This is a genomic window from Mycolicibacterium nivoides, assembly GCF_003855255.1.
Taxonomy (GTDB): Bacteria; Actinomycetota; Actinomycetes; order Mycobacteriales; family Mycobacteriaceae; genus Mycobacterium; species Mycobacterium nivoides.
Genome location: NZ_CP034072.1, coordinates 5899409 through 5925799, shown reverse-complemented (window position 1 = coordinate 5925799; position 26391 = coordinate 5899409). Strand labels below are relative to the sequence as shown.

The window sequence follows — 26391 nt, the reverse complement described above, 5'->3', positions numbered from 1 at the left end:
CACCTGCGCGTCACCGCAGAGCGCTGCCCCCGAGCCATTTCTCCCACGGGACACCCCAGTCGCCGTTCTGCCAGACGGGCAGGGGTTCGCCGCCGGTGTTGCGCACTTCGAAGACATCTCCGGGCTGGGAGAATTCGTAGAACCACCGCCCGTTGTCGGCGTTGACATTCAGGCATCCGTGCGACGTGTTGCTCTTGCCCTGCGCCCAGACCGTGCTGTCGAGTTGGTGGACGTAGATCCCGCTGTTGGTGAGTCGTACCGCGTTGTTGACGGTCACCTTGTACCCCAGTCGTGAATCGACAGGCAGCCCGTAGGTGGAGGAGTCCATGACCACGGAGTTGGCTTTGTCCATCACCGTGTAGACGCCGGGTTGGGTCCAGAATGAAATTGTCTTGCCCGCAACGGTTTCGGATCCTCCCATGCCCATGGAGGTCGGAATCGTGCGGACCAGCTCGTCGTTGCGGTATACGCGGATCTGCTTGGTGGCGTCGTCGGCGATGGATACGTGAGACTCTCCGATACGGAATGAAACGCGATCTCCTCCTTGGCTGTTCGCGGTCACGAACACCTCGGTGCCCGGGCTGTAGTAGCTCTGTGGCCGCCAGTGGGCACGCTGGTCGTTCATCCAGTACCAGGAACCGTCGACGGGCGGCACGGTCTGGACTGCCAGCTGCTTCTCCGCGGCCCCTCGGTCGGCAACCGGTCCGTCGAATTTGGCCACGATGACGGTGCCGACGCCGTATGTCCCACCGTCGACGAGCTTGGCACCCGAGGTCGTGGTGAAACTCACGGGAGCCTTCTCGCTGGATGTCGCCAGCGTGTAGGTGGCGCCGTACGCGAACGAAGCATCGGCGCGCCAGAAGAGCGCGCTGATGGTGGCGACGAGGAACAGTGCGAGTGCGGACAGGATTGGTGCCGGCCGCTTCTGGGGTGAACCCACCGACATCGCGGCGTCTCCAATCTGTGTCTGCGTCCGGGTGACGCAGTGTGCTAGAACGGGATACGTAGCTACGGCGTAGCTACGTAGGTCAGGCTAGCATGGAGGTGCGCAGTGAACGGACGGCGAGAGAATGTCAACAGGGACTTCATCTTCATCGGGGGACTCGTTGTCATCGCGGCTGCCCTGATCGCCTACCTGGTGTTGCGTCCCGACAATGACGCCCCGGCCGCGCCCGCCGCCGGGCCGTCGGTGACGTCCCTGTCCGATACCGAAGCGGCCGGCGCCCGCGCCGAGGGGCGCCGCTCGCCGGTGGAGCGTCGCCAGGCGGGCGACCCACTCGCGTTGGGCGCTCCCGACGCGCCTGTGGCACTGGTGGTGTTCTCCGACTATCGATGCCCGTTCTGCGCAAAGTTCAGCCGCGACATCGAGCCTGAACTCGTCAATCGCTACGTCGACGCGGGCAGGCTCCGCATCGAGTGGCGCGACTTCCCGATCTTCGGCCCGCAGTCGATGTCGGCGGCACGTGCGGGACGGGCGGCGGCCGAGCAGGGCAAGTTCTGGGAGTTCAACAGCGCCGTCTATGCGGCCGCGCCCGAGCGGTCGAAGGCGGACCTGACAGATGAGGCCCTGATCGACTTCGCCAGGCAGGCCGGTGTCCCCGATATCGACAAGTTCACCGCTGGGATGCGCGGAAGCGCCTTCGACGCCGCCATCAACTCCGATCTGGCCCAGGGCACGGGGATCGGCGTCCCCAGCACCCCGGCATTCCTGATCAACGATGTGCCGATGCTCGGTGCCCAGCCCATCGAAGACTTCGTGCGCGCCATCGATGGCGCGTTGGCCGGCCGGTGAGTGGCGTCGGACTGCTCGGAGCCTTCTTCGGTGGGTTGGCCTCCCTGCTCAGCCCCTGCTCGGCCCTGCTGCTGCCGTCGTTCTTCGCCTACGCCTTCGACCGGGCACACCTGTTGATCCGACGCACGTTCGCGTTCTGGGCGGGTCTCTGTGTGGTGCTGGTGCCGTTGGGTGCCGGTGTCGGCCTGCTGGGCAGCGTCGTCACCCGTTATCGCGGTGAAGTCAGCACCATCGGTGGGCTGGTGTTGATCGGTTTCGGTCTGATGACGTTGTTGGGCAAGGGATTCGGCCTGTCATTCATGCAACGGCTGACGGCGCGGATCAACATCTCCGGTACCGTCTCGGTGTTCGCGTTGGGCGCTGTCTACGGACTGGCCGGCTTCTGCGCGGGTCCGCTGCTCGGCGCGGTCCTGACCATGTCGGCGATGGGGGCCGACCCGGCCTACGGGGCACTGCTGATGGCCGTCTACGCCCTCGGGATGGCCGCGCCGTTGTTCCTGCTCGCCTGGTTGTGGGACCGCTTCAACCTGTCGAAGCGGACCTGGCTGCGGGGGCGACCGGTACGTCTGGGCCCGCTGGAGACGCACACCACCTCACTGCTCACCGGGGCGGCATTCATCATTCTCGGCGGGGTGTTCCTGTTCACCGACGGCACCGCGAATCTCGGCGCCTTGCTTTCCGTCGACGCGCAGTATGACCTGCAAGTTTGGCTGGGTCGACTGTCATCGAGCGTCAGCGATCCCTGGCTGATCCTGGGCGTGGTGGTTGCGCTCATCCTGTGGCGGTCAATTCGGTTGTGGCGGCGGCGCGCCCGTTCGCGAACCCGCCCTGCGGAATCTGCCGCGGTAAAGGCCGATCCCTATACCGCGGGCATCGGAAGCGCGACGGAATGAGCAGAGCAGCTACTATCGCGCTACATAGGTTTGACGCGCGAGGCCGGAACACGGTGACGGCGCACCTGGGTGGGCGGTAGTAGGTATGGGAATTAAGGGATTTGGCGATCTCGAAGCTGTGGTGATGGAAGTGCTCTGGTCACGTACGGAGCCCTCCACGGTGCGCAGCGTGCACGATGAGCTCGTCGCCAAGCGCCAGATCGCCTACACCACGGTCATGTCGACGATGGACAACCTGTTCCGAAAGGGATGGCTGCAGCGGGAGAAGGTCGGTCTCGCCTACAGCTACCGGCCAGTGATGAGCCGCGAGGAACACTCCGCGCAGCTCATGCGCACCGTGTTCGAATCTGGCGGTGACAGCGAGCTGATCCTGAACTTCTTCCTCGAGCAGATCGTCGACGACGACTCGACAAAGCTCCGGCAGGCGCTCAAGCGGTTCACCGAGGGGCAGCCGCGATGAACGCGGTCACCTTTCTCCTCGGCTACGCGATGGCTTTGAGCTGGCTGGCGCCAGTGCTGTTCACCGGTCCGATCTCAGCCCGCATCCATCCCCGGCTCTCGGTAGCGGGCTGGCTGGTAGTCGTCGCAACCGCGTCATTCGCATGGGTGGCGGCGTTGGTCATCCTGATCGCTGGTGCCGCCCACAGTCTGATCACTCGCAGCGCACCGACGTTCTGCGTCGAAACTCTGGGCATCGCCAGCGCGGTGACGTTACCGCCCACCGTGGCGACGGTATTGGTCGTCACCCTGCTCGCAGGCACTGCCGCGGTGGCGACCAATACCACGCGCCGTGTCATCGTCACGTTGTACAGAACGCGGCGCGCCAATCGCCGGCACGTCGAAGCGGTCCGGATCATCGGCAGGCGCACCGACCATGACGGCGTCATCGCCATCACGGCTGACCAACCAACGGCATACTGCGTCTCCGGCGGCAGGCAGCGCGCCATCGTGGTCACGACCGCCGCCCTGGAGTTACTGGATCCGCCGGCCCTGGCCGCGGTTCTGGCCCACGAGCGGGCCCACCTGCGTGGGCGTCATCACCACATCATCGCGACGCTCAGTACGCTCGCGGCGGCGCTGCCGCGGCTGCCGTTGATGCGAGCGGCGGCGCAGGCTGTACCGGCATTACTGGAGATGTGCGCCGACGATGCGGCGACGCGCAGGCATGGCCGTGAGCCGCTGTTGGCCGGTCTCGTCACGCTGAGCACCCGGCTCCGGCTCCCCGAAGGTGTGCTGGCCGCGACCGGTACCGCGGTGACCGACCGGGTTACCCGCTTGATGCAGCCCCGCCGAGCGATGTGGTGGCACCCACGGTCGCTGGCGACGTCGCTCATCGTCATCGGGACTGCCGCCGCACCCGCCTTCGCGCTCACGTTGTGCGCCCTCCAGTCCTGACCGATAAACGGTCAGATATCGCCGCTGCTGCTCGGGCCGGTGCGCGGTCCGTAGCGTTCGGCGTAGGCCTGGTGGATGTGCGCATTCTTCTTGCGCGACAGTGCGTCGATGAGCGCCGGGTTCAAACCGTGTTTGACGAGCATGTGACGCCGCCACACCTTGTTCAGTGCGTGGGAGAAATACACGAACGGGATGAAGATGGGCACGGTCATGCTGGCGTGCAGGTACAGCGACATGGGGATGAACCAGATCGGTGCCAGGACGAGGATGGCCGGGATGGCGACGCGCACCATCATCCGGATGGTGGCTCCGGGGCCTGCCAGGTCGTTGGCCACCCAGTCGCGCATCGAGTCGGGTAGCCGCTTGCCGTAGCAATACCCGATGTACTGCAGCGGGCCCGGTTTCGTGCGTGGGGCTTGGCCGGTGGGCATTGCTGAAGGGTAACGGTCGCTATGATGGATTGCGAATTTCATCAATCCATCAATCATTGGGGCAGCGGTGACCGACAGCGTCCTGGAAGGTCCCGAGCGGCCGTTGTACGAGATCAAGGCCAACCTGTTCAAGGCGCTGGCGCACCCGGCACGTATCCGGGTGCTGGAGATCCTGTCCGTCAACGAGGAGCCAACCCCGGTCAGTGCGATCCTGGCTGCCACCGATATCGAACCGACCCTGCTGTCCCAGCATCTCGCGGTCCTCAAGCGGCATCATGTGGTCAGCGGGCATCGCGTCGGCAACGCGGTGTACTACACGCTCGCGCACCCGAAGATCGCCGAGCTACTGCTCATCGCCCGGACATTCCTCGCCGACACCCTCGCTGCCCAGCACGGTCAGCTCGAGGCCGTCGGCTCGCTGCCGCCGATCGGGACCTCTCGATAATCAGCGCGGCAGGCGATCGAGCCAATCGGAGTTTCCGTCGACCGATTCGCCATCGATGACCACCATCGGCACTCCGGAGTCGGGGAGTTGCCGCAGCAGCGGCAGGTTGTTGGCGGCGATGACATGTCCGTCGAAGGGGATGGGGAGCCCCAGCTTGATCATGTCCTGCACTGACGGCGGCGCGCCGGCGCGATCGGCCAGACCGGCGAGCTGATCGTTGCTCAGATCTGTCGGGCCTTTCTCTTTCGGCTGCTGATCGGCGGAGAAGATCTGCTCGATGAACTGCCAGGTGATGTCGCTCGATTTCGAGTGATCGGCGACGATGAAGGCGGCGTAGATCGCGCGGCTGTCGTAAGTGCCACTGGCTGAGTACTTTTCGAGAAAATTGACGAGCCGCAGATTGATGTGGAGCTTGCCTGCCTCGATGCGACGGCCGATCTCGGCGCCCTGGTCGCGGATCATCTTCCCGCTGTAGGGGCACAGCGGATCCAGGTAGAGGTCGATCTGGCCCGGCGCGGCAGGGTCGCCGATCGACAGGGCATCCCCGGCCGGGGATGCTTGCGCCGCGTACGCGCGTCCGGCGCCGGGACCCCACATCACAACGGCCGCCAGCAGGATCAGCGCCGTCGCGACGACCATCGATGTGGCTGCCCGCCGGTCGGCGGTTCGGGTTCTCATGGGGCTCATGGGCTCCATCATGTCCGAACCGATCAGCGTGACGGCGCGAGCCCGTGCTCGATGAGGTGCATGACCTCGCTCGCGACTTCGTCTTGTGTCTTCTCGGAATCGATGACGTTGTGCAGCATCGCGGTCATCATGATCGCGCCGAAGATGCTGATCGCAGTGCTCTGCGGGTCGGCGAGGTTCCGCAGCGAGCCATCGGCGGCCCCGGCGTGGAGCACTCGGGCGATGGGCTCATAGAAAGCCTCTTGAACGGCCGACGCGAGTTCGGGCAGTCGAATTGCGCGGCCCAGATCACCGACCAGTGCCTGGGCTGTGCCCGGCCGGTGCATCGTGTGTGCGACCTGAACCTCGATCACTGCGGCCAGGCGGTCTCTGCCCGGCCCGGGGGCGTCGGCGGCCGAGGCGACGTCGCGTGCGAGCGCGTCGAGGGAATCCCGGAAGAGGAAAGCCAGGATGTCGTCCTTGCCCTTGAAGTAGTAGTACAGCGTTGCCTTCGGGACGCCTGACGCTTTGGCGATGTCCTCGATCTTCGTTTTCTGCAGCCCGCGGGCGGCAATGAGGTCCGTCGCCGTGTACAGCTTCTCGGCCACCGCAGGGGGCACGGTTCGCCCGGTCTGTTCAGCCACGAGCGCAGTCTACGAGCGTCCTTGCGCATAGTTTGTACTTTGAGTACAAACTATGAGTTTAAGAGTGGCGGTCGATCACTTTCAGGGAGAGCCATGCCAGACGCGCACACAGTCGATGTCCTCGTGGTCGGATACGGAGCCGCGGGGGTCTGTGCCGCCCTGGAAGCGCGGTCGAGGGGTGCCGACGTGTTGGCGATCGACCGATTCAACGGCGGCGGCGCGACTCAGGTGTCGGGCGGGATCATCTACGCCGGTGGCGGGACCTGGGTGCAGCGTCAAGCCGGTGTCGACGACAACGCCGATGCGATGTACGCCTACCTGCAGGCCGAGATCGGCGACGCCGTACGTCCCGAGACGCTTCGCCGCTTCGTCGACACCAGCCCGGCGATGATCGACTGGCTCACCGAACATGGCGTGCCCTTCGAAGCATCGGTGTGCCCGTACAAGACGTCCTACCCGAACAACAAGTACTACCTGTACTACTCGGGCAGCGAGAACTCCGGTCGTTTCCGCGCCATCACGCCGCCTGCGCAACGTGGTCACCGGGCCAAGGGGCCGGGAGCCTCGGGCAAGAAGATCTATCAGCCCCTGGCCGAATCGGCGGCGGCCCTCGGGGTCCGCACCCAGTTCCACACCCGCGCTGTCGCGCTGTTGACCAACTCGGAGGGCCGGGTGATCGGAGTGCGGGCCAGCACGCTCGCCGATGCGTCGGCCTGGGTTCGCCACCGCTATCGCGCATACGCCGAGCTCGCGATCAAACCGGGCATCTACTACCCGCCACTGCGGGCCGTGATGGAAAAGCTCCTGAACCGCCTGGAGCGGAGGTATGCCCGCACCGTCGAAATTCATGTGCGCCAGGCGGTCATCCTCAGCGCGGGCGGCTACATCGCCAATCGGGAATGGATCGGCGAGCACGCACCGGAGTACCGCGACGGACTCCAGCTCGGCACCAGCGCCGACGACGGCAGCGGAATCACTCTTGCCGCCGATGTCGGTGCCGCCGTCGATCGCCTCGACAACGTATCGGCCTGGCGATTCATCACCCCGCCGAGCGCGTTTCTTGGTGCCCTCGTCGTCGATGAAGCCGGGCAACGATTCATCGACGAGACCCGCTACGGTGCGGCCGTCGGGCACGCCATGATTCAAGACCACGGCGGCCGCGGCTGGATTCTGGCCGATCGGCGTCTGCTCGACGAGGCGCGAGCGCAACTTCCCAAGCAGGCCATCTGGTTTCAGCGCCTGCAGATGGAAGCGATGTTGCGCACCGACCGGGTCGTGGGCGACACACTGGAGGCGGTGGCCGCCAAGGCCGGTGTCGATCCGGCGGGGCTGCGCGCCACCGTGGAGGCCCACAACGCCGCAGCCGCGGCTGGGTTGCCGGATCCGTTGGGGAAGCCAGCCGAGTTCGTGAAACCTGTTGAACAGGGCCCATTCTCGTTGATCGCGATATCAGTCAAACCCAGCCTGATCAACCCGTGCCCGATGTTCACCCTCGGTGGCCTGATCGTCGACGAACTCACCGGAGCGGTGACAACGCCTGAGGGGCAGCCGATTCCGGGTCTCTACGCCGCGGGTCGGACCGCGATCGGAATCTGCGCCAACTCCTACGTCAGTGGATTGTCGATCGCCGACTGTGTGTTCTCGGGCCGTCGGGCCGCAGAACACGCCGTCGAGCTGGACCCCGTGCCGTCATCATAGGCTCCTGAACTGCGCGTTTTGCCATTTTCTCTAGTTTGTTAGAGGAAAAGTGGCATAGCAAGACATTTTCTTGTTACTGTCCGGTAATGCGCAATGCCGGGGGGATTGTCGTCGTCCTCATGCTGATGATCGGATCGCTCGTCGCATCTACGACGACGGCGTTGGCCGACACTGGTGACGAACCGCAGTACGCGGATTTCTATCTCCCGCCGGACCCGTTGCCGGCCGGCGTCCCCGGCGATGTGATTCGCACCGAACCGAGCCGGCTGGTGCTCGAGCCTTCCGGTCAGCTGGGCGCCATCATGGCGACCGGTACGCGGATCATGTACCGCAGCACGGACTCTCGCGGGAATCCGATCGCCGTTACCGGTACCTATTTCGAGCCGTATAACGACTGGCCCGGTAAGGGGCCGCGTCCGCTGCTCGTCTATGCGCCCGGAACTCAGGGGCAGGGCAACCAGTGCGCGCCGTCGCGCCAGTTCAACCAGGGCATCCACTATTCGGGTGGCTGGGACATCATGGTCAACTACGAGGAGGCCTTCGTTGCGACCTTGGTGGCCCGTGGCTTCGCCATCCTGATGACCGACTACCAGGGTCTCGGCACCGACTCGATGCACACGTACGTGAACCGCCTGGCTGAGGGGCACGCCGTGCTGGATGCCGCTCGCGCCGCGATGAAGTTGCCCGAGACGTCACTGGATCCGCATGGCCCCGTGGCGTTCTGGGGATATTCGCAGGGCGGTGGAGCCACCGCGTCGGCGGCGGAGTTGGCTTCGGCATACGCGCCCGACCTGAACATCGTCGGCACCTACGCCGGGGCGCCGCCGGCCAACCTCAAAGAACTCCTGCCCTACGCCGACGGTAGTGCGCTCGTGGGTGTCGTCGGGTATGCGCTCAACGGTGTCATCGCCGCCTATCCGGAAGCCGCCGATGCGATCCGCTCGAAGCTCACTCAACGCGGCAACGACATGCTCGAGTCGGTGTCGCGCCAATGCGTGGGGCAGACGATCGTCGATTTCGCCTTCCGTCATCTGCAGCCGTACTTCACTGAAGACATCAACCAACTCGTCAACGAAGAACCGTTCAGCAGCCTGTTCGAACTGCAGAAGCTGGGCCGGTACAAGCCGAACGCTCCGGTACTGATCAACAGCAACCGCTACGACCCGCTCGTGCCGTGGACTGCCGCGAACCAGCTGGGCAGGGACTGGTGTGCGCAGGGCGCCGACGTCGAGTTCCGCACCAACGAGGAACCGCCGTTCCTGAACAAGTTGGTGATCAACCACGCGCTCCCCATGCTGGTAGACGGAGAGCCCGCAATGCAGTGGATCGCCGCCCGCTTCAACGGTGAACCCACCACGCCCAACTGCGGGCAGTTCTGACCAACCGTTGTCGCCGAGCCTCGGCTGGGCGACCGATACACTGCGATGCATCGCTGAACGCAGGAAGTACAACGCACCCCAGCGTCGCCGCGAATTGGCCGACGCTGCCATTGAACTGCTCGGCGCGGACGGTGCGCGCGGCGTCAGCCATCCCAAGGTCGACAAGAAGGCCGGGGTGCCCGACGGCACCACCTCGTTCTACTTCCGGACCCGTAGTGCTCTGATGCATGGGATCGCCGCGCGCCTCAATGAACTCGATCTTGCGGACCTGTCCCTGCTCACCGAGTTGACCGACGCCGACCCGACGGAGTTCGCGGGCACGTCCGGATTCGCCGCTCTCGTCATGTATTCGGCAACCGAGCCATGGCTGACCCGGGCCAAAGCCCGCTATGAACTGGCCCTGCACGCCGGCCGCGACGATGATCTCGCCGCGACGCTGAGCGAGTCCGTGGAAGGGTTTTACGGACTCGCGCGTGCCGTCGTCACCGAATGGCATGCCGCCGAAGAGAATCCGATGGCACCGGAAGTCATCGACGACCAGGCCAAAGCCCTGTTCTCATTCGTGAACGGGGTGATGATGACGTTCGTCATCGGGCAACCCCTGGTGGACAACGCCGATCAGCTCGACCGGCTGATCCGGGGAGTTCTGGCTGGATGGCCGGTTGACGGCACTGCCTGAACGGCGCCCTGGCCGCCGAACAACGGTGACGACAGCAGCATGGTGGTCACGTGATCGACGAAGGCCTCTTGGTCCGAGCCGAGATTGCCCTCGGTCCATTCGATGAACAGCGAGATGATGGCGCCGAACACGGTGGCGTACTGCATCTTCGCCCGTGCCGCTGTGCTGCCGGTCGGGGCGGTGAGACCACCCATCGTCATCGTGCCGATGGTGTCGCGGACGAACTGCCGCAACGTCAGGTCGGCGATGGGCTCCACCAACAGGATCCGGCAGAAGCGGGGGTCGTCCCTGACCAGTTGCGCTGCGGCGCCCACCCCAGCGCGGGTGCGTGAGGTCAGATCGGCCTCTGGGTCGCCCGCGGCGTTGATGACGCGGCGGGCCTGCTCGAAGGTGCTGCGGTAGACCTCGCGGAGCAGATCGTCTGTGCCGGTGAAGCTCTCGTAGAAGAACTTCTGGCTGAGCTCGGCTTCGCGGCACACGGCGCGCATGGTCATGGCGGCCACTCCTTGAGTGCCGACCAGATCGACGCCTGCCTGCAGCAGTCGGGCACGGCGATCCGCCGATCGTGCATCGGCGGCCTGGCCGCGGTACGGCCTTGACATGCCGCGAGTGTAGCGGGCACCATCCAATTTCGGAAGCGCATGCTTCCGGAATTGGTGAGGGGGATGCATCGTGACCGCGCCCGACGAAAGCGCCGCAGAAGAACCCCGCGCCGAAGTGGCGGCCTGGAACACATTCGTCGACGGATTACGGACGGCGGGTGAGCAACTCGCCGGCGATACCGCCGGACTTCCGGAGACCGAGCGCGTGGATGGCTTCCGCGCTCTGCTTCGGGCACTGTCAAATCAACTGGGACGCTTCGAAGTCGATCGCGACAAGCCCGATCTCATCGCGTTCAACGGATGGCGCCAGAAGTTCCTGATGGACAATCCCGACTTCCACTACTGGGTCGCCGACATCCGCCCCGATGGCCGATATCGGATCCGCGGGAACCGGGGAGACGCGTCGTACGTATCGATCACCGTTTACGGCCCCGGTGGGAGTGACGCCAAGGCAACCGCCCGTATCGACAGTGATGCAATCACTTTCGAGGCTGATGGCGGCTACGAGGTGGCAGTTGGCGGTGAACGACCGCAGGCCGGTGACTGGCTGGACCTGCCTGAGCGGGCCACCGTGCTCTGGGTGCGGCACTTCCATGACGAGGTGCAGACCGATCGCCTCGGCCGGTGCGACATCGAGCCGGTCGAGGAGCCCCCGATGCCGGCACCGATCGATCCCGCACGGTTCGGCAAGCAGCTGGCCAAGGCTTCGGCAGCGGTGACGCACCTGCCCCGCATCTGGAACGCGGCCGCAGCTGCGGACCGCGAGACACCCAACCAGCTGCGGCACTGGACCGAGATGACCGGTGGAGCGGTGTTCACCGAACCGGCCATCCACTACCTGCGCGGCGGCTGGCAGCTGGAGCCTGATGAAGCGCTCCTGATCGAGGGCGCGCTGGTGCCGTGCCGGTACTGGAACATCTTGGCGTACAGCCGATTTCTCAACTCGCTGGACTACCGTCATCGGCGGGTTTCCTACACCGGCGCCACCGCGAACCTAGACGACGGCCGCTACCGATTCGTGGTCTCGGTGACCGATCCCGGCCCGGCGGCCGGCGACTGGATCGATAGTGAGGGCCGCGCCTTCGGAATCGTCGTCATGCGGTTCCTGCAACCCCAGCAGCAGCCGGTCGTGCCATCGACGCGGGTCGTCCGTCTGGCTGACCTGGCGGAGCGCTCATGACCGGATGGACCCCACCCACCCGCACACCCGAGGCACGTCAGGCGTACGCGGCGGCAGAGGAGGACCGGGCTGTCCGTCCTGACCGGTATCGGCTCGGCACCGACGCTGTCGACATCGTCGTCGACCGCGCCACCCGCGGTGCGGGCGCCGGGGTGCTCGGCGCCCCCGAACAGTGGCGTCCGGGCCTGCAGCAGTACCTCGCGTCGGCCGAGGAAGACGGACGGCTCAACGCGCTCGGAGCGCTAACCGCGCAGCGAACGGCGGCGGGCCGGCTGGCCGCCCGGATCGCGATCGTCCGGTATCTGCAGGAGCACCCCGCGACCGAGGACCGGCCGCTGCTGCCGCCGATCGTCATCACCGGGGGCTGGCGCACGGGCACGACGTTCCTGTTCCGGCTGCTCGACCGTGATCCCCGGTTGCGGGCACCGTTGCCCGCCGAGTTGGGCACGCCGTGGCGATTACCCGGGGACCTCGACTCCGGCGAGCGCGACCGGCGGCTCGACGCGGCTGCTGCCGGCCAGTACATGCTGCACGTCCTCAATCCGATGATGGCGGTCGTGCACGACTCGGGGCCGCACCTGCCTGAGGAATGTGTGCTCGGCATGGGCACCACCTTGCGCAACTGGGGGTTCACCGCCACGACCCGCCTGGACAGCTACGCGACCTGGCTGGCCGGTCAGGATTTCGCACCCGAATACGGGCAGCACCGTCGCATGCTGCAGATCCTCGACGCCGGCGACGGGCGCCGCTGGGTCCTCAAGGCACCGGCACACACCGCAGAGCTCCGCCATGTGGTGGCAGCGTATCCGGGCGCCTGCATCGTGCAATTGCACCGCGACATCGTGGAGACCGTCGCCTCCGGTGCGAGCCTGTTCGCGACCTACCGATCCACCTACAGCGATCACGTCGACGGGGCCGACGTGGGCCGATTTCAAACCGAGCAGACCGAACTGTGGCTGCGGCGCGCCGTCGCCGCCCGCGCCGAGGCGTCCACCGCGAACTGGCTGGACATCCAGTACTCCGACGTGGTCGCCGACCCCGAGGCAATGGTGCGTCGGATCTACGCCGCAGCACAGATGGAGCCGCCGGACATCGCCGGAATGCTGGCCGAACACCACCGCGCCCAACCGCGCGACGGCAAGGGCAGACACCGCTATCAGCCCAAGGAGTTCGGCATCAACCCCGACGAGTTGCGCGAGCGTATGCGCTTTTACACACAGGCGCTCGACACGTCCGAGGCCGGCCGCGCCCAGTCCTGACGCGCCGTCGCGGCGGGCAGCGACTGGCGCTTATCGCGTCGCGCCATTACTTTCCCTGAGGTGATGTCCTCAGCTGCTGGCGCAGTCGCACGGTTGATCGTCCCTTTTCTGACAGTTGCCTCCGTGGTCGGTGCGGGGCTTGCCGCCGACCCGGCGCCGACGGTGCGCCTGGCGAGTGACGGCAACCCGCTGGAGGGGCACTCGTTCTACGTCAACCCCTCGTCGAAGGCCGCGCGCGCCGCTCAGGGCGACCCGAGCCCCGAGCTGCAGGCGATCGCCAACACACCCACGGCGTACTGGATGGACAACGTCTCCAGCCCCGCAGTGGACGCGAAGTACATTGCCGCGGCGCAGGCTGCAGGCACCATGCCGATCTTGGCGCTGTACGGCATCCCGCATCGCGACTGCGGGAGCTACGCGGCAGGTGGCTTCGGGTCGGCCGCGGCCTACAAGGGCTGGATCGACGGCGTCGCCGCCGCCATCGGTGGCGGGCCGGCCGCGGTCATCCTCGAACCCGATGCCCTCGCGATGGCCGACTGCCTGTCGGGCGATCAGCGCGAGGAACGCTACAACCTGATGAGTTACGCCGTCGACACGCTGACCCGCAACCCGGGCACCGCGTTGTACGTCGACGCGGGCCACTCGCGGTGGACGGCCGCCGGTGAAATGGCGAACCGGCTCAACCGGGTCGGGGTGGCCAAGGCGCGCGGCTTCAGCCTCAACACCGCCAACTTCTTCACCACCGAAGAGGAGATCGGCTACGGCGATGCCATCTCGGGTGCGACGGGTGGGAAGCCCTACGTCATCGACACGTCGCGCAACGGTGCCGGGCCTGCCGAGGGCGAGATGTACTGGTGCAACCCCAGCGGCCGGGCCCTCGGCGCGGCACCGACCACGGCGACCGGGAACGGAAACGTCGACGCGTTCCTCTGGGTCAAGCGTCCCGGCGAGTCCGACGGCGCGTGCGGTACCGGCGAGGCCTCCGCGGGCACCTTCGTCAACCAGTACGCCATCGACCTGGTGCGCAAGGCGCACGGCTAGCCCAAGAGCTACTGGGGCGGCGGGGCCGTCTCGCACTCGGCGAGCATCGGCGTGGAGAAGTTGACCGAGCCGACGCCGCCGAGCGTCATCCCGTTGTCGGCGAGCGTCATCGTCGTCGTGTAGCGGCAGGTCTGATTGATCGTCAGGCCGGTGAGGAACTCGACGTCGTAGGTGTAGAGGAACGAACGCACGAGCTGGTTGGCGTCCCACGGCACATCGAGGGCAAAACCCAACGACGACGCGGACAGGGCGTTGAGCAGCCGCGGGCCGACCTCACCGATCCCCGGCGTGAGATAGAACGGCGCGCCGTCGAGCTTCGTGCCGGACACGCTGACGCTTCTGATGCGATAACCCGTGGTGCCCGACGGGATGAGCGGACCCCGTCGGATGTTCGTGCTGAACAAGATTGAGTAGTTCGTGCCTCCGACAATCGCTGTCGTGCTGAAACTCGTCGAAGTGAACTGCTGCGGTAGTTGAGCCGCGCAGTTGCCGACTTTGCCGGATGGATCACCGCATTCCTGTGGTGCGGCCAAGGCAACTGGTGCGACTACGGCAGCGCCGACGACGGGCACCGTCAAGGCGGCACCGCGGATGAACGTGCGGCGGGAGAACGCGCTCCCGAAATGTTTCGTCATTGGTCTTCCTCCTTATTGGCTCGTGCTTTCCTCGGCAAATTCGAACCTACAAGGGTGACCAGCGGTTTGGCGGCGATTGCGGCTAGCGGAACGAACCGGCCCCGCCGTCGACGAGAAGTGTCTGCCCGGTGAGATAGGCGGAGTCGTCGCCGATCAGGAAGGCGACGACAGCACCGATGTCGGTGGTGGGATCACCGATTCGCTTGAGGGAGGTGCTTCTGACGACTGCCTCGTACTGCTTGGGTGCTATGTCGCGCAACACTTTCAGGCCGTCGGTTTCGGCGAGCGGGCAAACCACGTTGACCCGGATCCGGTCGACGCCCCATTCCAGTGCCGCCACCTTGGACATGCCGCGAATGGCTTCCTTGGCGCCGGCGTACGCGCCGAATGAATGCGTGCCTACCGTGCCCGCGGCCGAGCCGAGGTTGACGATTGATCCACCGCCGCCCTTGATCATGACGGGGTGAATCGCCTGCATCAGGCGAAAGGTTGCCCGTGGCCCGGTGTCGTGGACCCGCTCGTACTCATCCGCGGGGATGTCGACGAACGGTATCGGTCCGGAGCTGGCCACGGCATTGTTGACCAATCCGTCCACCGTTCCGAAGGCGTCGAGCGCCGCGTCGACGATGCGCTGGGCGCTGTCAGCGTCGCGTAGGTCGGCCACCACGGATGCAACGCCGAACCCGGCCTCGGCGAATTCCGCTGTGGTGTTTGCCAGTACGTCATCGAGGATGTCGGTCACCAGTACGCGGGCTCCGCGGGACAGCAGGGCGGTGGCGATGCCTTTGCCGACGCCACGGGCGGCCCCGGTGACGATCGTGACGTGGCCGTCCAGCGAGTGCGGATGGCTGTAGGTGGACATGAAGTTGCCTTTCGGAGTCGGCCAGATTTGGCACGCTAGCTCATATGATCAAGCGCTGACGAGGAAGTCGAGGAACCCCATGCTGAGTGATCTACGTTTGTGCCATCTGGTTGTCGGCGTGACCGACGTGGACCGGTCCCTGGACTTCTACCGCGGCCTTTTGGGCATGGAAGTGGTATTCGACCAGTTGATTTCCGGTGAGCCGTTCGACGCGGTCCTTCACGCGTCCCGCCAGGAGGAGGGTCGTGTCGTCGGGGGAGTGGTGGGCGGAGTCATGCTCGAGTTGGTCAGCCTCGGTACGTCGACGCCACCTGGATCGGGGAAACGGGGCTTCCTGGGCAACCAGAACATCGCGTTGTCGGTCACCGATCTCGACGCGACGTACCGCGCTGTGGTCGATGCGGGCTTCCAGCCCGCCCAGGAGCCGTTCCCCATCGACCGGGTCCGGATGTTCTTCGTCAACGATCCCGACGGCACCGCGGTGGAATTCGTCGAATTTCCCGGTGGCGCCCGCAGCAGCTATGAAATGCACCGCGGCACGGAACTCACCGCAGAAAGGTAGCCGTCTCTGACAGCGGCGCACGCGGTATGGGCAGCTGCGGCAGTGTCGAGTCGAGGTAGCCAATTGACATACCGCAGTACAAGATTCGTTGTGGCAGAGGTGCGATGGCCTCGGACACGGTGCGAGGGTATTCCGCCCAGCGAATGTCGGCCTGCGACACTAGGTCATGGCCATCGAGTTGGTGCATGGCGCCCGGCTGTTCGCTGGCGTGCCCTATGCCTACGCCGCGATCACGCACGGACCGGACCTGATCTTCACCGCGGGCGCGTGTCCGCTCGACGATCAGGGCCGGGTTGTCGCTCCCGGCGATGTTGCGGCCCAGGCCCGTCAGGCGGTGGGCAATCTCCGGATTACGTTGCAGGAGTGCGGTGCCGAGCTGGGTGACGTGGCGAAGACGACGATCTATGTCGCCAGCAGCCGGCGCGACGATCTCGCTGCGGCGTGGAATGAAGTGGTATCTGCCTTCGAGGATCACCGACCGCCGGGCACGTTGCTGGGCGTCACAGTCCTCGGATATCCCGATCAGCTCGTCGAGATCGAGGCGATCGCTGTGGTTCCGATCAAACGACCGGCGTGAGGTCGACCCCGGCCGGGGGTTGGAAGCGCCGCAGTTTGCGTCGATAGCCGTGACATACAGGGCATCGCGATAGCATGTCGCGGACATCGCCAGTGCGCTGTTCCGGTGGAACTCACATACCGGTTGAGGCCGATGTGAACAGCTCCTTACCGGACGGATACGGCCGGGAAACCGGATCGCCGAGGGGCGCTGGGACCGTGGGTCGATGACGGCAGACCCTGTTGACCCACTCTGGCTTCGGCCGGTGGCCGCGCCTGCACCGGTGGTGAATCTGGCTCACCGGGCCAGCGCCGATGTGCGCCAGGCACAGGCGTTCATCGCGCTTCTCGAGGCCGAGATGGCCGACCTCCAGTCGCAATTGGCACGGATCGACGACCGGGTGAGGGCCGGACGACCTGGTGCGCATCATCATCAGACCGCGGTGCGCACGCGACTCAACGAGGTGAGGCGCCTTCTCGACGCCCTTATCTTCCGTTTTCCTTCCGCCTGAGCTTCCAATCGCCGATCGCGGCCAGACGTCGGCGCTGCTGGGCCGCGGCCGCGGTGTCCAGGCCATGCCCGCGCTGTTCGAGGTTTCCGATGACCCGCTCGCGATGCTCGATCGGGTTGGCATCGTCGTATTTGAACTTGGCTTCCACCCGCAGTACCTCCAGGCGTATGCCGCGAATGCCGGGCAGCATGCGTCCGTACGGATCTTCGTCGACGGCGACGACCGCGTGGCGGCCTTCGGACTGGAAGTCGGCGAGTTGAGCGGCCAGGATCCGGGCCTTGCCCTCGGGATCGTCCAAAATCGTTGGGCGGCAGATGAACTGAACCGATGAATAGTAGCTCGTCGGCACTCCGTCCTCATCGGGGCCGCCGGCCTTGGCTCGCCAGTAGGTGGGGATGAACGCGTAGTCGCCGATCACGGTCAGGCGTACCTCGGTGGCTGCCTCCAGGTGCGGCCAGACCGGGTTGGGGCGGGCCAGATGCAGCAGCAGTTCACCACCGGCGTGGGTGAAGTGCGTGGGCACCGTCAGTGGTGCGAAAGCCGGGTCGACGTTGTTGACCGCGAGGATGCCGAATCGATCGGTACCGGCCAGCCAGTCCTGCCATTCGGCCTCGTCGAGGGCGGCGTCCCATGGGTGGATCAACATGTCATTCTCCTTGCCTGCGGTGGGCGGATGGGGGTGACGCGTCCGGTCGGGTAGCGGGGGATCCGACACCGGGTTCGAACACCGTCAGGGAGAACCGCGCCGGGGCGGCGTGCGGGTTGGCGTAGGCGTGGTCGACGTCGCCGGGGAAGGACACCGCGTCCCCGGTGTCCAGGGGGATCACCTGGTCGTCGATCTCGACGGTGATCGCGCCCTCGAGCACGTGAATCAGCTCCTCGGTGCCGCCCGCGTGGGCCTCACTGGCGTGACGGTCACCGGGGCCCAGCGACCAGTCCCATAGTTCGACGACATCCGGTGGGGTGGTGCCGGCCACCAGAACGCCGCGGCCGCCGGCCGCGCCGCTCCACAGCTGCGCACCGTCACCGGCGCGGGTGACCTTCACCGGGCGGGTCTCCGGGGGCTCCACCAGGGCGGGCAGCCCGACACCCAGCGCGTCGCTGAGCCGCAGCAGCGTTCCGACGCTGGGGTTGACCTCACCGTGCTCGACGCTGATGACCATGCGCCGGCTGACCGATGCGGCGGCGGCAAGCTGATCCAGCGTCCAGCCCCGGGCCGCGCGTTCCTGTTTCACGCGGGCGCCGATCGCGGTGGCCAGCTTGGCCGCGGCCTCATCCATGAGTGCAATATAGCGCACTCTCGGTGCAGTGAAATCCGATGTCGCCCTCGGTGCACTGCCGGGGGAATCGAGTAGTCGCCTACGCGTGTGCTGATGACACGCAGGGAAAAGACTGGAAGCCGCGATATCCCGACGCAACCGAGGTAGGCGTTATGTCCAACGTGTTCATGGAACCCGACCACGGCCGGTTGGTTCGCCGCGTTGCTGCGATCACGGCCGGTGACCTGACCTCAACGCAGATCAACAAGGTGGTCGACGGCGACCTTGATCTGCTCAAGGGCCTCCCACAGTCCGGCAAGGACAAGGTGGCCGCGCTGGTCAAGCCGCAGATGCGGGGTGAACTGAGGAAGATCATCGGCCCGACGACCGATTTCGTGCCGATCTACTACGTCGAGATGGCGAGGTTGTCCGCGCGAGCGGTGGCGCGCGTCATCGACGGACAGCGCCGGCCGCTGGGTACTGGGGTGATGGTGTCGCCGCGGTTGTTCATGACGAACAACCATGTCATCGCGGACGTGCAGAGCGCCGCGTCGACCTCGATCCAGTTCAACTACCAGCTCGACATCGATGATGTGCCCGCGGCGGTCACGGAGTTTCGGCTCGACCCGGCGACGTTCTTCTGGACCAGCGACGAAAACGAACTCGACGTATCGCTGATCGCGGTCGGACCCCGCACGGCGGGAAGTGCAAATCTGCCTGACTTCGGTTGGAGCGCAATGTCATCGGCGGGGGACAAACACGCCGAAGGTGACCACGTCACGATCATCGAACACCCCGACGCCGACTACAAACAGATCGCCCTACGGGAGAACCGGGTCATCGGCCGCGGTAAGAAGGGCGTCACGCTCTACTACGCCGCCGACACGCTGCACGGCTCCAGCGGCAGCCCGGTGTTCAACGATCAATTCGTGCTGGTCGCCCTGCATCACGCGGGCGGCGGCCACAACGACACCGAGCTCGAAACCGGTCAGCCCGTGCCGGACGACTGCAATGAAGGCATCCGGATCAGCGCGATCGTCGACGCACTCCGTGTCCGCCACGACCAATTGCCCGCCGGTGTAAGGGATCTGCTCGCCGAAGCGCTCAACCCCCCGGCTGCCACTACCCCGTTGGAGGCAACGGCGACCGTGCCAGGTCAGGTCAGTGGTGTTGGCGAAACCTCGGTTGTCGGCGCGTCACCGTCGGTGGTGACTGCCGACTTGTTCCTGCCGAGACTGACCATCACCGGCAACGTCCCCGGCCTCAATTCGTCGGCGCCGGTTGTCAGCATCACCGACGAAGCGCCAGGTGCGGTCCAACCATCGATCCTCGAACGTAATGACGCACCGAACCCGGACTACAGCAACCGCTCCGGCTACGACCCGGAGTTCTTGTCCAAAGCTGTCGCCGTTCCGTCCATCCCGGCCAAGTTGCTGGCGCAGTGCGCAGTTCCGAAGGGCCTCAGGCGATCGACGGCCAACGCGGTGCTGCGCTACCACCACTTCAGCCTGGTGATCCGGGCTGACCGGCGGATGCCGCTTTTCACCATCGTCAACATCGACGGCCGCCGATTGCGCAAGATCAACCGCACGACGGGAGAGGTCGAGGCTGTCGAGACCTGGTACGTCGATCCGCGCCTAAGACCTGAGCAGCAGCTCGACCAGGATGTGTTCGAGCGGCAGAAGCCGCGGTTGTTCGACCGTGGCCACATGGTGCGTCGCCTCGATCCGGCCTGGGGCAGTCCGGTCGCCGCAAAGCAGGCCGCCGACGACACATTCCACTTCGCCAACTGCTGCCCGCAGATCTCAGCATTCAACCAGCACCTCTGGGCCCGTATCGAGAACTACGCCCTCGACAACGCCGGCGCCGAGAAGCGGCAGATCACCGTCATCACCGGCCCGGTGTTCGGCAGCAACGATCCGCTGTACCGGGGTGTCAACGTGCCGCGGCAGTTCTGGAAGATCGTCGTCCGGGTCAGTGCCGAGGACGGAGATCTCCGTGCCACCGCGTTCTTGGCCGATCAGAACGCGGCATTGGACGCGGCCTTCGGCTCCGATGCCGAATCCTTCACCGATATCGACAAAGTCGTCATGTTCCAGAAATCCGTCGCCGACATCGAGCGCCTTTCGGGGCTGTCGTTCGGAGCGCTGCGCGACCACGACACGATGACAGTGGGACTCGAGGCTGTCGCACCTCCACTGGTCTCGCTGGATGAGGCCGGCTGGTGAGTGTCACCAAGGAGGCCGTCGACCGGGTGGGCGGCCGCTACTCGGTGGAAGTGCGTCGAAAAGCCTTGCACCGGATGAACTCCGCTGAGGCCGTCGCGGCGATAGCGGCGGACACCGGCATCAGCCGGTCGACGCTGTCCCGCTGGAAGAGCGCCACCAACGGCCGACGTTCGCGTGCGCAGACCGCCGCCCGGCGTGGCGTAAAGCTCGCCGATGTCACCGGCGTCGGAATCACCGACCGATGGGGTGTCACCGCAACCGATCTCGGCGCATCGGTGCTGGCTCCGAACGGCACCCTGGTCTCGGTGTTCGGCGACACGTTCTCGGGCGTACACGTCGGAGAAGGACTGTGGCGGGCTCCGGTGGCACTCATCGGCTCAGGCGACGCGCAACATCCCATCCATTACGAACGTGCCGGCGGCTCCGACCCGAACTTCGCGCAACAACTGTGGTTCTACATCCACGACGACCCCAGCACCGGATGGAGTCGCGGGGGTATCAGCACGGTGCTGCCCTCGGACCTGCTGCGCGTCGACGACACCCTGTATCTGCACGCCATCGTCAATCGTGGCTTCCCGAACGTCATCTGGACCGAGATCTGGTCCTCGCCCGACAACGGGATCACCTGGCACCACATGGGGGAGAAAGCGAAGTTCGCCGCCGACCTGCACCACGGCCAGGCTCAGTGCTGGTCGTGGGACTACGAACCCGGCGACGGGTGGGTCTACGTGGTATCCACCGGCTTTCAACGAGACAAGGGCATCATCCTGCGGCGCGTACGACCCGCCGGTATCGGTGACAACACCCGATACGTCGGATGGGGCTGGGATGGTCAGCGTTGGGGATGGGGCAATGAGCCGACACCGATCACTCCCGCGGACGAGCATTGGGGGGAACTGACGCTGCGGCGCCTGGCGCCCGGAAAATGGGTGCTCGGCGGCTTCCTGGCTTCGCAGTACGCGCTCGGCTACCACGTCATCGCCTCGCCGACGGCGAACCTCCATCAGACCCCGATTCAGACACCGGTGGTCGGCACGACGTGGGAGCAGGAGGACCATGCCGACGGCGCGGTTGCGCAACTCTACGGTGGATACGTCCTGCCTGGTGCGCAACTCGACGTCGTCGGTGGAACAGGTCTGCTTGTCTCGCAATGGAACACCACCACCGGATATCCCTATCGGGTGATGCAGTTCCAGGCCACCCTCGCAGACACCACCTCAGTGGTCCACAACCCGGCTGACCTGAGAAACCTGTAGGTCGGTGACCCGGGGACGGTCGCGCGCGGATTGAGCGAGCATCTCGCGGCCGGGGCGAATCACGTGCAGATCCAGGTGGTGGGCGAGCATTCGGTGCCGCACCCGCGGATGCCCGAGGTTCTGCTCCAGGTGTATCTCTCGCCGGGGCTTTGGGAATCGCGCCCGGGTGGCCGGTATCAGCGAGTCGTGCCGCGCGCACCCTGCCACACGGTGTCGAACGGTGCGTTACCGCTGATCCGATCGACGATTCCAGCGGTGGTGAAGTCCTTGGCCAGGCGCACCGCCCCCGGGACACCGGCCCCTTTGGCCAGCTCGGCGGTGATCGCCGCTGCCAGAGTGCATCCCGCGCCCGCGACGCGGGCGTGTCCGATCTTCGGTGCGCGCAGGATTTCGGCGTCGTCGCCGTCGAAGAGGACGTCGACCGCGTCGTCACCGGGAAACTCGACGCCGCCCTTCACGAGGACATAGCGGGGGCCAAGGTCGGCGATGCGTCGGGCCGCTTCGACGAGGTCGTCGATCGAGGAGAGGGCGTCCATCCCGGCGAGGGTGCGGGCCTCGAACAGGTTCGGGGTGACGACGGTCGCCAGTGGCAGGATCTGACGGCGCAGTGCGGTGTCGGTGTCGAGCGCGGCGCCGGGTTCCTGCCCCTTGCAGATGAGCACGGGGTCGACGACGATGTGCCGCCAGGTTTGGCCGGCGAGCGCCCCTGCGACGACGTCGATCGTTGCGGGGGTGCCGAGCATGCCGATCTTGACGACATCGAGGTCGTACGCCGACGTCGCCGCCTCGATCTGATCGGCGATGACCTGTGGATCGACGGGCACGAATCGGTGGCCCCAGTTGGCTTTGGGGTCGAACGACACGATGCAGGTCACGGTGCCCACGCCGTAGGTGCCGAGCTCCTGAAAGGTGCGCAGGTCAGCTTGCAGGCCGGCGCCGCCGGTGGCTTCGGACCCGGCGATGACATACGAGAGATCGACCACGTGGGTGAGCGTACGCCTGGGCTGTGAGCGCCCAGCATGAACTCGGCGGATACTGGCGTACGTTGCTGCGCTCTTCAGAGGTGGGAGGACCATGCCCCGTCATCGTGCATTCGCCCAGGTCGACGTGTTCTCCCGAACCCCGTACCTCGGCAACCCCGTCGCGGTCGTACTCGACACCGAAGGCCTCGACGACGTTGCGATGCAACGGCTTGCACGCTGGACCAACCTGTCGGAGACGACGTTCGTGCTGCCGCCGACAAGGCCTGAGGCCGACTACCGCCTTCGGATCTTCACTCCTGGCAGCGAACTGCCGTTCGCCGGGCACCCCACACTCGGTTCCGCACACGCCTGGCTCGGACACGGCGGACAACCCCGGCGTCAGGGACGTGTTGTGCAGGAATGCGGTGCCGGCCTCGTGGAGGTCCGGCAGCGCGACGGCGAGTTGTACTTCCAGGCGCCACCGACCCTGCGGTCGGGGTTTCTCGACGACGAGTATCTGGATGAGATCGTCGACGCCTTCGGGGTGGCACGCACCGATGTCCTCGCACACCAGTGGGCGGACAACGGTCCCGGATGGGCCGTCCTCGTGCTGGACAGCGCACAACGAGTGCTCGAACTGGAACCTGACCTGGCCCGGATCCCCACGGCCATGGTCGGTGTCATCGGCGAGTATCCGCCCGGATCGGCGCACGACTACGAAATGCGGACGTTCGCACCCGGGGTCGGCGTTCCAGAGGATCCGGTGTGCGGCAGCATGAATGCCTCGGTGGGGCAATGGTTGACGGGTACCGGTGCGGCGCCGGCGGAATACCGGGTCTCTCAGGGGGCGCGGCTCGGCCGGGCCGGCGAGATCAGTGTGGTGGCTGAACCCGATGGGTCGGTGTGGGTCGGCGGTGCCACCACGACCTGCTTCGAGGGTGTCGCGACGCTCTAAAGCGCGTGAGCGGCGACTGCCGGGGCCACCCAGTCCCGCAGGTAGGTGCGCAGTCCGGTGTCGTGCCGGGATGGGCCGCCCGGGTCGACGATGAACGACTGCAGCGTCCGTAGCATGAACTCGACCAGCTGATCGAGCGCATCTCCGGCGAATCCGACTGCAGCCCAGTCGATATCGAAGCGCTGCAGGATCGACTTGCCGAACTCGATGGCAAGGTCCGACGTCACGCCGGCGGTGAAGGCGCTGGCCTTGCCGGGCTGCAAGACCAGGCTGAGGTAGCGGTCGTGTGGGATCTGTTCGGCGGTGTAGGCGATGCCTTCGACGACGGCTTCGCTGGGGTCGGTGATGGAACCCAGTTCTGCGGCGAGCCGATCGAGGAACCCGTCCACCGAGGAGACAGCGGTGGCGACCATGAGGCTCTCGAGCGTGGGGAAGTAGCGGTAGATCGTCTGGCGCGTCACCCCGAGGGCCTGAGCCACCTCGGACACGCTCACCGTGCCGCGCGCGTCGATCGCCTGGCGGGCCGCGCCGATGATGCGGCCGACGGCTTCGTCGTCATCGGCGGGAATGTCTCCCGACCAGCCGTGCCTGCGCATCTGTTGATCGTCGCATGAACGACGATCGGATCTTGACAATACAGTCGATGCTCATTGTATGGTCAGATCATGACCGCCAGCCCAGTGAGCAGCACCGATGAGGACCTGACCCGCCGCGCTCTGCGGCACGCCGTCGAGGGGACGACGGATATGGCCGACCGGGTGCTGAAGGTGCCGTTGCACTACTACCGCGACCCGAAGATCACCGAGATCGAGGAATCCCAGATCCTGCGCCGGGTCCCGCTGGCGATCGTGCCGTCGGCCCAGGTCGCGGAGAAGAACGACTTCGTCGTCCGCTCGGTGCTCGGGGACTCGCTGCTGGTCACCCGGGACCGCAGCGGCGCCAGCCACGTATTCCTCAACTACTGCCGGCACCGCGGCGCGATGCCGGCCTGCGGGTCCGGCAACGCGTCACGGTTCGTCTGCCCGTATCACGCGTGGACCTATCGCAACACCGGTGAGCTGTTCATGGTCCCGGGCAAGGCCGGTTTCGACACGATGGACCCCAAGGAGTACGGCCTGGTGGAGCTGCCGTCGGAGGAGCGTTACGGATTCGTCTGGGCGGTCCTGACCGCGGACGCCACGATTGATCTCGACGACCACCTGGGAGCGCTCGGACCTGAACTGGCGCAATGGAATTACCAGGCGTACGGCTACCACACTGACCGCGAGTTCTCCTCAGAGGTGTCGTGGAAGGGAGCGCTCGAGGCGTTCGCAGAGGGCTACCACTTCCCGTTCGTCCACGGCGAGAGCCTGATCGGGCAGAACACCCTGCCGAACACCGCGATCTACGACGAGTTCGGCAGGCATCACCGCATCGGATTCCCGTTCAACTGGATCAAGAATCTCACTGACGATCCGAGTGCCTCGTTCGAGCCGTCGGCCAACATGGGTGTCATCTACTGGGTCTACCCGAACCTCATCCTCGCGAACAGCCCGGTGGGCGTGGAGATCATCGACATGTTGCCGGAGGGGGAACCGACCCGCTGCACGGTGCGGCACAGCTGGATGGGCCGGGTTCCGGCGACGAATGACGACATGCGGGCGGCCTATGACGCCGTCTACGAGGGGGTCCACGCCGCGGTACGCGACGAGGACTTCGCCATGCTCCCTCAGTGCGGTGAAGGAGTCCGTCACGGTCAGCACGACCATATGATCATCGGCCGCAACGAAATTGCGGTTCAGCACATGATCAAGGTGTTCGCCCAGGAACTGGGGGTGGCTCTGGCCTAGCCCGACGGTGGGCGGAGGATCGCGCGGGCTCGCTGCACTTCGGGTAGCGGGCAATCGCTGGGGTCCCGGCAGTCGAGTTCTGTAACGGATCATCGCTGCAGCGGCCGCATCGCCTGCCGGGTGATGCCGGGCACGGAGTTCGCCAAGTCCGGTCGCTGTTTACCGAAGGCGCGCATCGTCCGATAGAACGACCAGACCTGGCGCGGGGTAGGAACTTTCGGAATCCAGACCAGTTCCCAGTGAATTCCGTTGATCGGATCGTCGAAGAAGACCGCGTAGTAGCCGGGCCAATACTGCGGGTAGTTCTTCGGCTCGTGGGTGACCGGGACGCCCCTGGCGGTCAGGAATTCGCGGTGAAAGCGGTCCACTTCCTTCCTGTTTCGGGCCCACAGCGCGATGTGATTGATCCCGACGGCCTGGTCGGGGTGGGTGAGTCTCTTCCCGGTACGAGCCGGTTGGATGCCAATGTAGCTGTGCGGGTTGAGGTATCGCGTCATGTAGTAGATCGACTGGTACTCCATGTTCAGCGACGAGAAACTGCTGAAACCCAGCCAGCCGAACATCGCGTCGTAGAACGCGATCGATTCGTCGTAGTCCAAGACCGCGAACTCGACATGACTTACTCCGCGCCACCGCATCGTGCCCCCTGGGAGTCGGCTACTACCGAATGTA

The 26391-nt window shown here is 65.7% G+C and carries 30 protein-coding genes; 18 read left to right on the top strand and 12 right to left on the bottom strand.

Annotated elements, in window-relative coordinates:
• Window positions 1-10: 10 nt before the first annotated feature.
• Window positions 11-946, bottom strand: a complete 936-nt coding sequence (locus EH231_RS28940) for a L,D-transpeptidase (RefSeq protein WP_124713836.1) — start codon at window positions 944-946, stop codon at window positions 11-13.
• 105 nt (window positions 947-1051) lie between these two features.
• Here EH231_RS28940 and EH231_RS28935 point away from each other — a divergent pair, with 105 nt between their 5' ends.
• The 4 genes from EH231_RS28935 (at window position 1052) to EH231_RS28920 (ending at window position 4080) form a co-directional block, all read left to right on the top strand.
• Window positions 1052-1792 carry a DsbA family protein gene (locus tag EH231_RS28935; RefSeq protein ID WP_124713835.1) on the top strand — a complete coding sequence of 247 codons (741 nt, stop codon included), beginning with the start codon at window positions 1052-1054 and terminating at the stop codon, window positions 1790-1792.
• On the top strand, window positions 1789-2685 hold the full coding sequence (locus EH231_RS28930; RefSeq protein WP_124713834.1) for a cytochrome c biogenesis CcdA family protein: 897 nt from the start codon (window positions 1789-1791) through the stop codon (window positions 2683-2685). The genes EH231_RS28935 and EH231_RS28930 overlap by 4 nt, the downstream gene beginning before the upstream one ends.
• 85 nt (window positions 2686-2770) lie before the next feature.
• Window positions 2771-3145 (top strand): BlaI/MecI/CopY family transcriptional regulator, encoded by a 375-nt coding sequence (locus tag EH231_RS28925; protein WP_090423911.1) that lies wholly within the window; start codon window positions 2771-2773, stop codon window positions 3143-3145.
• A complete protein-coding gene (locus EH231_RS28920) occupies window positions 3142-4080 on the top strand; it encodes a M56 family metallopeptidase (protein WP_090423912.1) in 939 nt (312 codons plus the stop codon). The genes EH231_RS28925 and EH231_RS28920 overlap by 4 nt, the downstream gene beginning before the upstream one ends.
• 11 nt (window positions 4081-4091) lie before the next feature.
• Here EH231_RS28920 and EH231_RS28915 read toward each other — a convergent pair whose 3' ends face one another.
• A complete protein-coding gene (locus EH231_RS28915) occupies window positions 4092-4511 on the bottom strand; it encodes a DUF5313 domain-containing protein (protein WP_090423913.1) in 420 nt (139 codons plus the stop codon).
• Window positions 4512-4578: 67 nt separating this feature from the next.
• Between EH231_RS28915 and EH231_RS28910 the strand changes: the two genes are divergently transcribed.
• The gene (locus EH231_RS28910) at window positions 4579-4956 is read left to right on the top strand and encodes an ArsR/SmtB family transcription factor (RefSeq protein WP_090423914.1); all 378 of its coding nucleotides are present in this window, start codon (window positions 4579-4581) and stop codon (window positions 4954-4956) included.
• Here the strand turns inward: EH231_RS28910 and EH231_RS28905 are convergent, their stop codons facing one another.
• Both EH231_RS28905 and EH231_RS28900 read right to left on the bottom strand, forming a co-directional pair.
• Window positions 4957-5595 carry a DsbA family protein gene (locus EH231_RS28905; protein ID WP_124713833.1) on the bottom strand — a complete coding sequence of 213 codons (639 nt, stop codon included), beginning with the start codon at window positions 5593-5595 and terminating at the stop codon, window positions 4957-4959. It abuts the gene before it with no gap.
• A gap of 71 nt (window positions 5596-5666) precedes the next feature.
• The gene (locus tag EH231_RS28900) at window positions 5667-6266 is read right to left on the bottom strand and encodes a TetR/AcrR family transcriptional regulator (RefSeq protein ID WP_234927373.1); all 600 of its coding nucleotides are present in this window, start codon (window positions 6264-6266) and stop codon (window positions 5667-5669) included.
• Between the two features lie 93 nt (window positions 6267-6359).
• On the opposite strand from EH231_RS28900, the gene EH231_RS28895 reads away from it, so the two are divergent.
• From EH231_RS28895 to EH231_RS28885, 3 genes are all read left to right on the top strand, one after another.
• Window positions 6360-7964, top strand: coding sequence for an FAD-binding protein (locus EH231_RS28895; protein WP_124713832.1), 1605 nt, complete (start codon window positions 6360-6362; stop codon window positions 7962-7964).
• An 86-nt stretch (window positions 7965-8050) separates the two neighbouring features.
• The gene (locus tag EH231_RS28890) at window positions 8051-9343 is read left to right on the top strand and encodes a lipase family protein (protein ID WP_124713831.1); all 1293 of its coding nucleotides are present in this window, start codon (window positions 8051-8053) and stop codon (window positions 9341-9343) included.
• A 115-nt stretch (window positions 9344-9458) separates the two neighbouring features.
• Window positions 9459-10022 carry a TetR/AcrR family transcriptional regulator gene (locus tag EH231_RS28885; protein WP_090424771.1) on the top strand — a complete coding sequence of 188 codons (564 nt, stop codon included), beginning with the start codon at window positions 9459-9461 and terminating at the stop codon, window positions 10020-10022.
• On the opposite strand, the gene EH231_RS28880 is transcribed toward EH231_RS28885, so the two are convergent.
• Window positions 9962-10624 carry a TetR/AcrR family transcriptional regulator gene (locus EH231_RS28880; RefSeq protein WP_164481056.1) on the bottom strand — a complete coding sequence of 221 codons (663 nt, stop codon included), beginning with the start codon at window positions 10622-10624 and terminating at the stop codon, window positions 9962-9964. The two genes, EH231_RS28885 and EH231_RS28880, sit on opposite strands and share 61 nt — an antisense overlap.
• Before the next feature lie 70 nt (window positions 10625-10694).
• On the opposite strand from EH231_RS28880, the gene EH231_RS28875 reads away from it, so the two are divergent.
• From EH231_RS28875 to EH231_RS28865, 3 genes are all read left to right on the top strand, one after another.
• Window positions 10695-11804, top strand: a complete 1110-nt coding sequence (locus EH231_RS28875) for a DUF1214 domain-containing protein (protein WP_124713830.1) — start codon at window positions 10695-10697, stop codon at window positions 11802-11804.
• Window positions 11801-13063, top strand: a complete 1263-nt coding sequence (locus tag EH231_RS28870) for a sulfotransferase family protein (RefSeq protein ID WP_124713829.1) — start codon at window positions 11801-11803, stop codon at window positions 13061-13063. The genes EH231_RS28875 and EH231_RS28870 overlap by 4 nt, the downstream gene beginning before the upstream one ends.
• A gap of 63 nt (window positions 13064-13126) precedes the next feature.
• Window positions 13127-14104, top strand: coding sequence for a glycoside hydrolase family 6 protein (locus EH231_RS28865; protein ID WP_090424773.1), 978 nt, complete (start codon window positions 13127-13129; stop codon window positions 14102-14104).
• A gap of 8 nt (window positions 14105-14112) precedes the next feature.
• On the opposite strand, the gene EH231_RS28860 is transcribed toward EH231_RS28865, so the two are convergent.
• Complete coding sequence (locus EH231_RS28860; RefSeq protein ID WP_124713828.1) at window positions 14113-14739, bottom strand: hypothetical protein; 627 nt, start codon at window positions 14737-14739, stop codon at window positions 14113-14115.
• Window positions 14740-14821: 82 nt separating this feature from the next.
• Window positions 14822-15601: an SDR family NAD(P)-dependent oxidoreductase gene (locus EH231_RS28855; RefSeq protein ID WP_090423920.1), complete on the bottom strand. Its 780-nt coding sequence runs from the start codon at window positions 15599-15601 to the stop codon at window positions 14822-14824.
• A gap of 79 nt (window positions 15602-15680) precedes the next feature.
• Between EH231_RS28855 and EH231_RS28850 the strand changes: the two genes are divergently transcribed.
• From EH231_RS28850 to EH231_RS28840, 3 genes are all read left to right on the top strand, one after another.
• A complete protein-coding gene (locus EH231_RS28850) occupies window positions 15681-16163 on the top strand; it encodes a VOC family protein (RefSeq protein ID WP_124713827.1) in 483 nt (160 codons plus the stop codon).
• A gap of 166 nt (window positions 16164-16329) precedes the next feature.
• Entirely contained in the window at window positions 16330-16740 is a 411-nt protein-coding gene (locus EH231_RS28845) for a RidA family protein (protein ID WP_124713826.1), read from the top strand.
• A 205-nt stretch (window positions 16741-16945) separates the two neighbouring features.
• Window positions 16946-17230 carry a hypothetical protein gene (locus tag EH231_RS28840; RefSeq protein ID WP_124713825.1) on the top strand — a complete coding sequence of 95 codons (285 nt, stop codon included), beginning with the start codon at window positions 16946-16948 and terminating at the stop codon, window positions 17228-17230.
• Here EH231_RS28840 and EH231_RS28835 read toward each other — a convergent pair.
• On the bottom strand, window positions 17205-17876 hold the full coding sequence (locus EH231_RS28835; protein ID WP_124713824.1) for an FMN-binding negative transcriptional regulator: 672 nt from the start codon (window positions 17874-17876) through the stop codon (window positions 17205-17207). The genes EH231_RS28840 and EH231_RS28835 overlap by 26 nt on opposite strands.
• 1 nt (window position 17877) lies before the next feature.
• Window positions 17878-18510 (bottom strand): helix-turn-helix domain-containing protein, encoded by a 633-nt coding sequence (locus tag EH231_RS28830; RefSeq protein ID WP_090423925.1) that lies wholly within the window; start codon window positions 18508-18510, stop codon window positions 17878-17880.
• Window positions 18511-18662: 152 nt separating this feature from the next.
• Here EH231_RS28830 and EH231_RS28825 point away from each other — a divergent pair, with 152 nt between their 5' ends.
• Entirely contained in the window at window positions 18663-20717 is a 2055-nt protein-coding gene (locus tag EH231_RS28825; protein WP_164481055.1) for a DNA/RNA non-specific endonuclease, read from the top strand.
• Window positions 20714-21973, top strand: a complete 1260-nt coding sequence (locus EH231_RS28820; protein ID WP_241177822.1) for a glycoside hydrolase family 183 protein — start codon at window positions 20714-20716, stop codon at window positions 21971-21973. The genes EH231_RS28825 and EH231_RS28820 overlap by 4 nt, the downstream gene beginning before the upstream one ends.
• 176 nt (window positions 21974-22149) lie before the next feature.
• Here EH231_RS28820 and thiD read toward each other — a convergent pair whose 3' ends face one another.
• Window positions 22150-22956: a bifunctional hydroxymethylpyrimidine kinase/phosphomethylpyrimidine kinase gene (gene thiD / locus EH231_RS28815; protein ID WP_124713822.1), complete on the bottom strand. Its 807-nt coding sequence runs from the start codon at window positions 22954-22956 to the stop codon at window positions 22150-22152.
• Between the two features lie 91 nt (window positions 22957-23047).
• On the opposite strand from thiD, the gene EH231_RS28810 reads away from it, so the two are divergent.
• Entirely contained in the window at window positions 23048-23890 is an 843-nt protein-coding gene (locus EH231_RS28810) for a PhzF family protein (RefSeq protein ID WP_124713821.1), read from the top strand.
• On the opposite strand, the gene EH231_RS28805 is transcribed toward EH231_RS28810, so the two are convergent.
• The gene (locus EH231_RS28805) at window positions 23887-24486 is read right to left on the bottom strand and encodes a TetR/AcrR family transcriptional regulator (protein ID WP_090423930.1); all 600 of its coding nucleotides are present in this window, start codon (window positions 24484-24486) and stop codon (window positions 23887-23889) included. The genes EH231_RS28810 and EH231_RS28805 overlap by 4 nt on opposite strands.
• A 69-nt stretch (window positions 24487-24555) precedes the next feature.
• Between EH231_RS28805 and EH231_RS28800 the strand changes: the two genes are divergently transcribed.
• Complete coding sequence (locus EH231_RS28800; RefSeq protein WP_124713820.1) at window positions 24556-25719, top strand: aromatic ring-hydroxylating oxygenase subunit alpha; 1164 nt, start codon at window positions 24556-24558, stop codon at window positions 25717-25719.
• A gap of 89 nt (window positions 25720-25808) precedes the next feature.
• On the opposite strand, the gene EH231_RS28795 is transcribed toward EH231_RS28800, so the two are convergent.
• Window positions 25809-26357: a VOC family protein gene (locus tag EH231_RS28795; RefSeq protein ID WP_124713819.1), complete on the bottom strand. Its 549-nt coding sequence runs from the start codon at window positions 26355-26357 to the stop codon at window positions 25809-25811.
• Between the last annotated feature and the right edge of the window lie 34 nt (window positions 26358-26391).

Excerpts from the sequence above, each read along its gene's own strand:
- EH231_RS28940 (WP_124713836.1), bottom strand. The coding sequence starts at position 946 with ATGTCGGTGGGTTCACCCCAGAAGCGGCCGGCACCAATCCTGTCCGCA.
- EH231_RS28925 (WP_090423911.1), top strand. The coding sequence starts at position 2,771 with ATGGGAATTAAGGGATTTGGCGATCTCGAAGCTGTGGTGATGGAAGTG.
- EH231_RS28920 (WP_090423912.1), top strand. The coding sequence starts at position 3,142 with ATGAACGCGGTCACCTTTCTCCTCGGCTACGCGATGGCTTTGAGCTGG.
- EH231_RS28915 (WP_090423913.1), bottom strand. The coding sequence starts at position 4,511 with ATGCCCACCGGCCAAGCCCCACGCACGAAACCGGGCCCGCTGCAGTAC.
- EH231_RS28905 (WP_124713833.1), bottom strand. The coding sequence starts at position 5,595 with ATGGTCGTCGCGACGGCGCTGATCCTGCTGGCGGCCGTTGTGATGTGG.
- EH231_RS28895 (WP_124713832.1), top strand. The coding sequence starts at position 6,360 with ATGCCAGACGCGCACACAGTCGATGTCCTCGTGGTCGGATACGGAGCC.
- EH231_RS28890 (WP_124713831.1), top strand. The coding sequence starts at position 8,051 with ATGCGCAATGCCGGGGGGATTGTCGTCGTCCTCATGCTGATGATCGGA.
- EH231_RS28880 (WP_164481056.1), bottom strand. The coding sequence starts at position 10,624 with ATGTCAAGGCCGTACCGCGGCCAGGCCGCCGATGCACGATCGGCGGAT.
- EH231_RS28870 (WP_124713829.1), top strand. The coding sequence starts at position 11,801 with ATGACCGGATGGACCCCACCCACCCGCACACCCGAGGCACGTCAGGCG.
- EH231_RS28865 (WP_090424773.1), top strand. The coding sequence starts at position 13,127 with ATGTCCTCAGCTGCTGGCGCAGTCGCACGGTTGATCGTCCCTTTTCTG.
- EH231_RS28860 (WP_124713828.1), bottom strand. The coding sequence starts at position 14,739 with ATGACGAAACATTTCGGGAGCGCGTTCTCCCGCCGCACGTTCATCCGC.
- EH231_RS28855 (WP_090423920.1), bottom strand. The coding sequence starts at position 15,601 with ATGTCCACCTACAGCCATCCGCACTCGCTGGACGGCCACGTCACGATC.
- EH231_RS28850 (WP_124713827.1), top strand. The coding sequence starts at position 15,681 with ATGCTGAGTGATCTACGTTTGTGCCATCTGGTTGTCGGCGTGACCGAC.
- EH231_RS28845 (WP_124713826.1), top strand. The coding sequence starts at position 16,330 with ATGGCCATCGAGTTGGTGCATGGCGCCCGGCTGTTCGCTGGCGTGCCC.
- EH231_RS28840 (WP_124713825.1), top strand. The coding sequence starts at position 16,946 with ATGACGGCAGACCCTGTTGACCCACTCTGGCTTCGGCCGGTGGCCGCG.
- EH231_RS28835 (WP_124713824.1), bottom strand. The coding sequence starts at position 17,876 with ATGTTGATCCACCCATGGGACGCCGCCCTCGACGAGGCCGAATGGCAG.
- EH231_RS28830 (WP_090423925.1), bottom strand. The coding sequence starts at position 18,510 with ATGGATGAGGCCGCGGCCAAGCTGGCCACCGCGATCGGCGCCCGCGTG.
- EH231_RS28825 (WP_164481055.1), top strand. The coding sequence starts at position 18,663 with ATGTCCAACGTGTTCATGGAACCCGACCACGGCCGGTTGGTTCGCCGC.
- EH231_RS28810 (WP_124713821.1), top strand. The coding sequence starts at position 23,048 with ATGCCCCGTCATCGTGCATTCGCCCAGGTCGACGTGTTCTCCCGAACC.
- EH231_RS28805 (WP_090423930.1), bottom strand. The coding sequence starts at position 24,486 with ATGCGCAGGCACGGCTGGTCGGGAGACATTCCCGCCGATGACGACGAA.
- EH231_RS28800 (WP_124713820.1), top strand. The coding sequence starts at position 24,556 with ATGACCGCCAGCCCAGTGAGCAGCACCGATGAGGACCTGACCCGCCGC.
- EH231_RS28795 (WP_124713819.1), bottom strand. The coding sequence starts at position 26,357 with ATGCGGTGGCGCGGAGTAAGTCATGTCGAGTTCGCGGTCTTGGACTAC.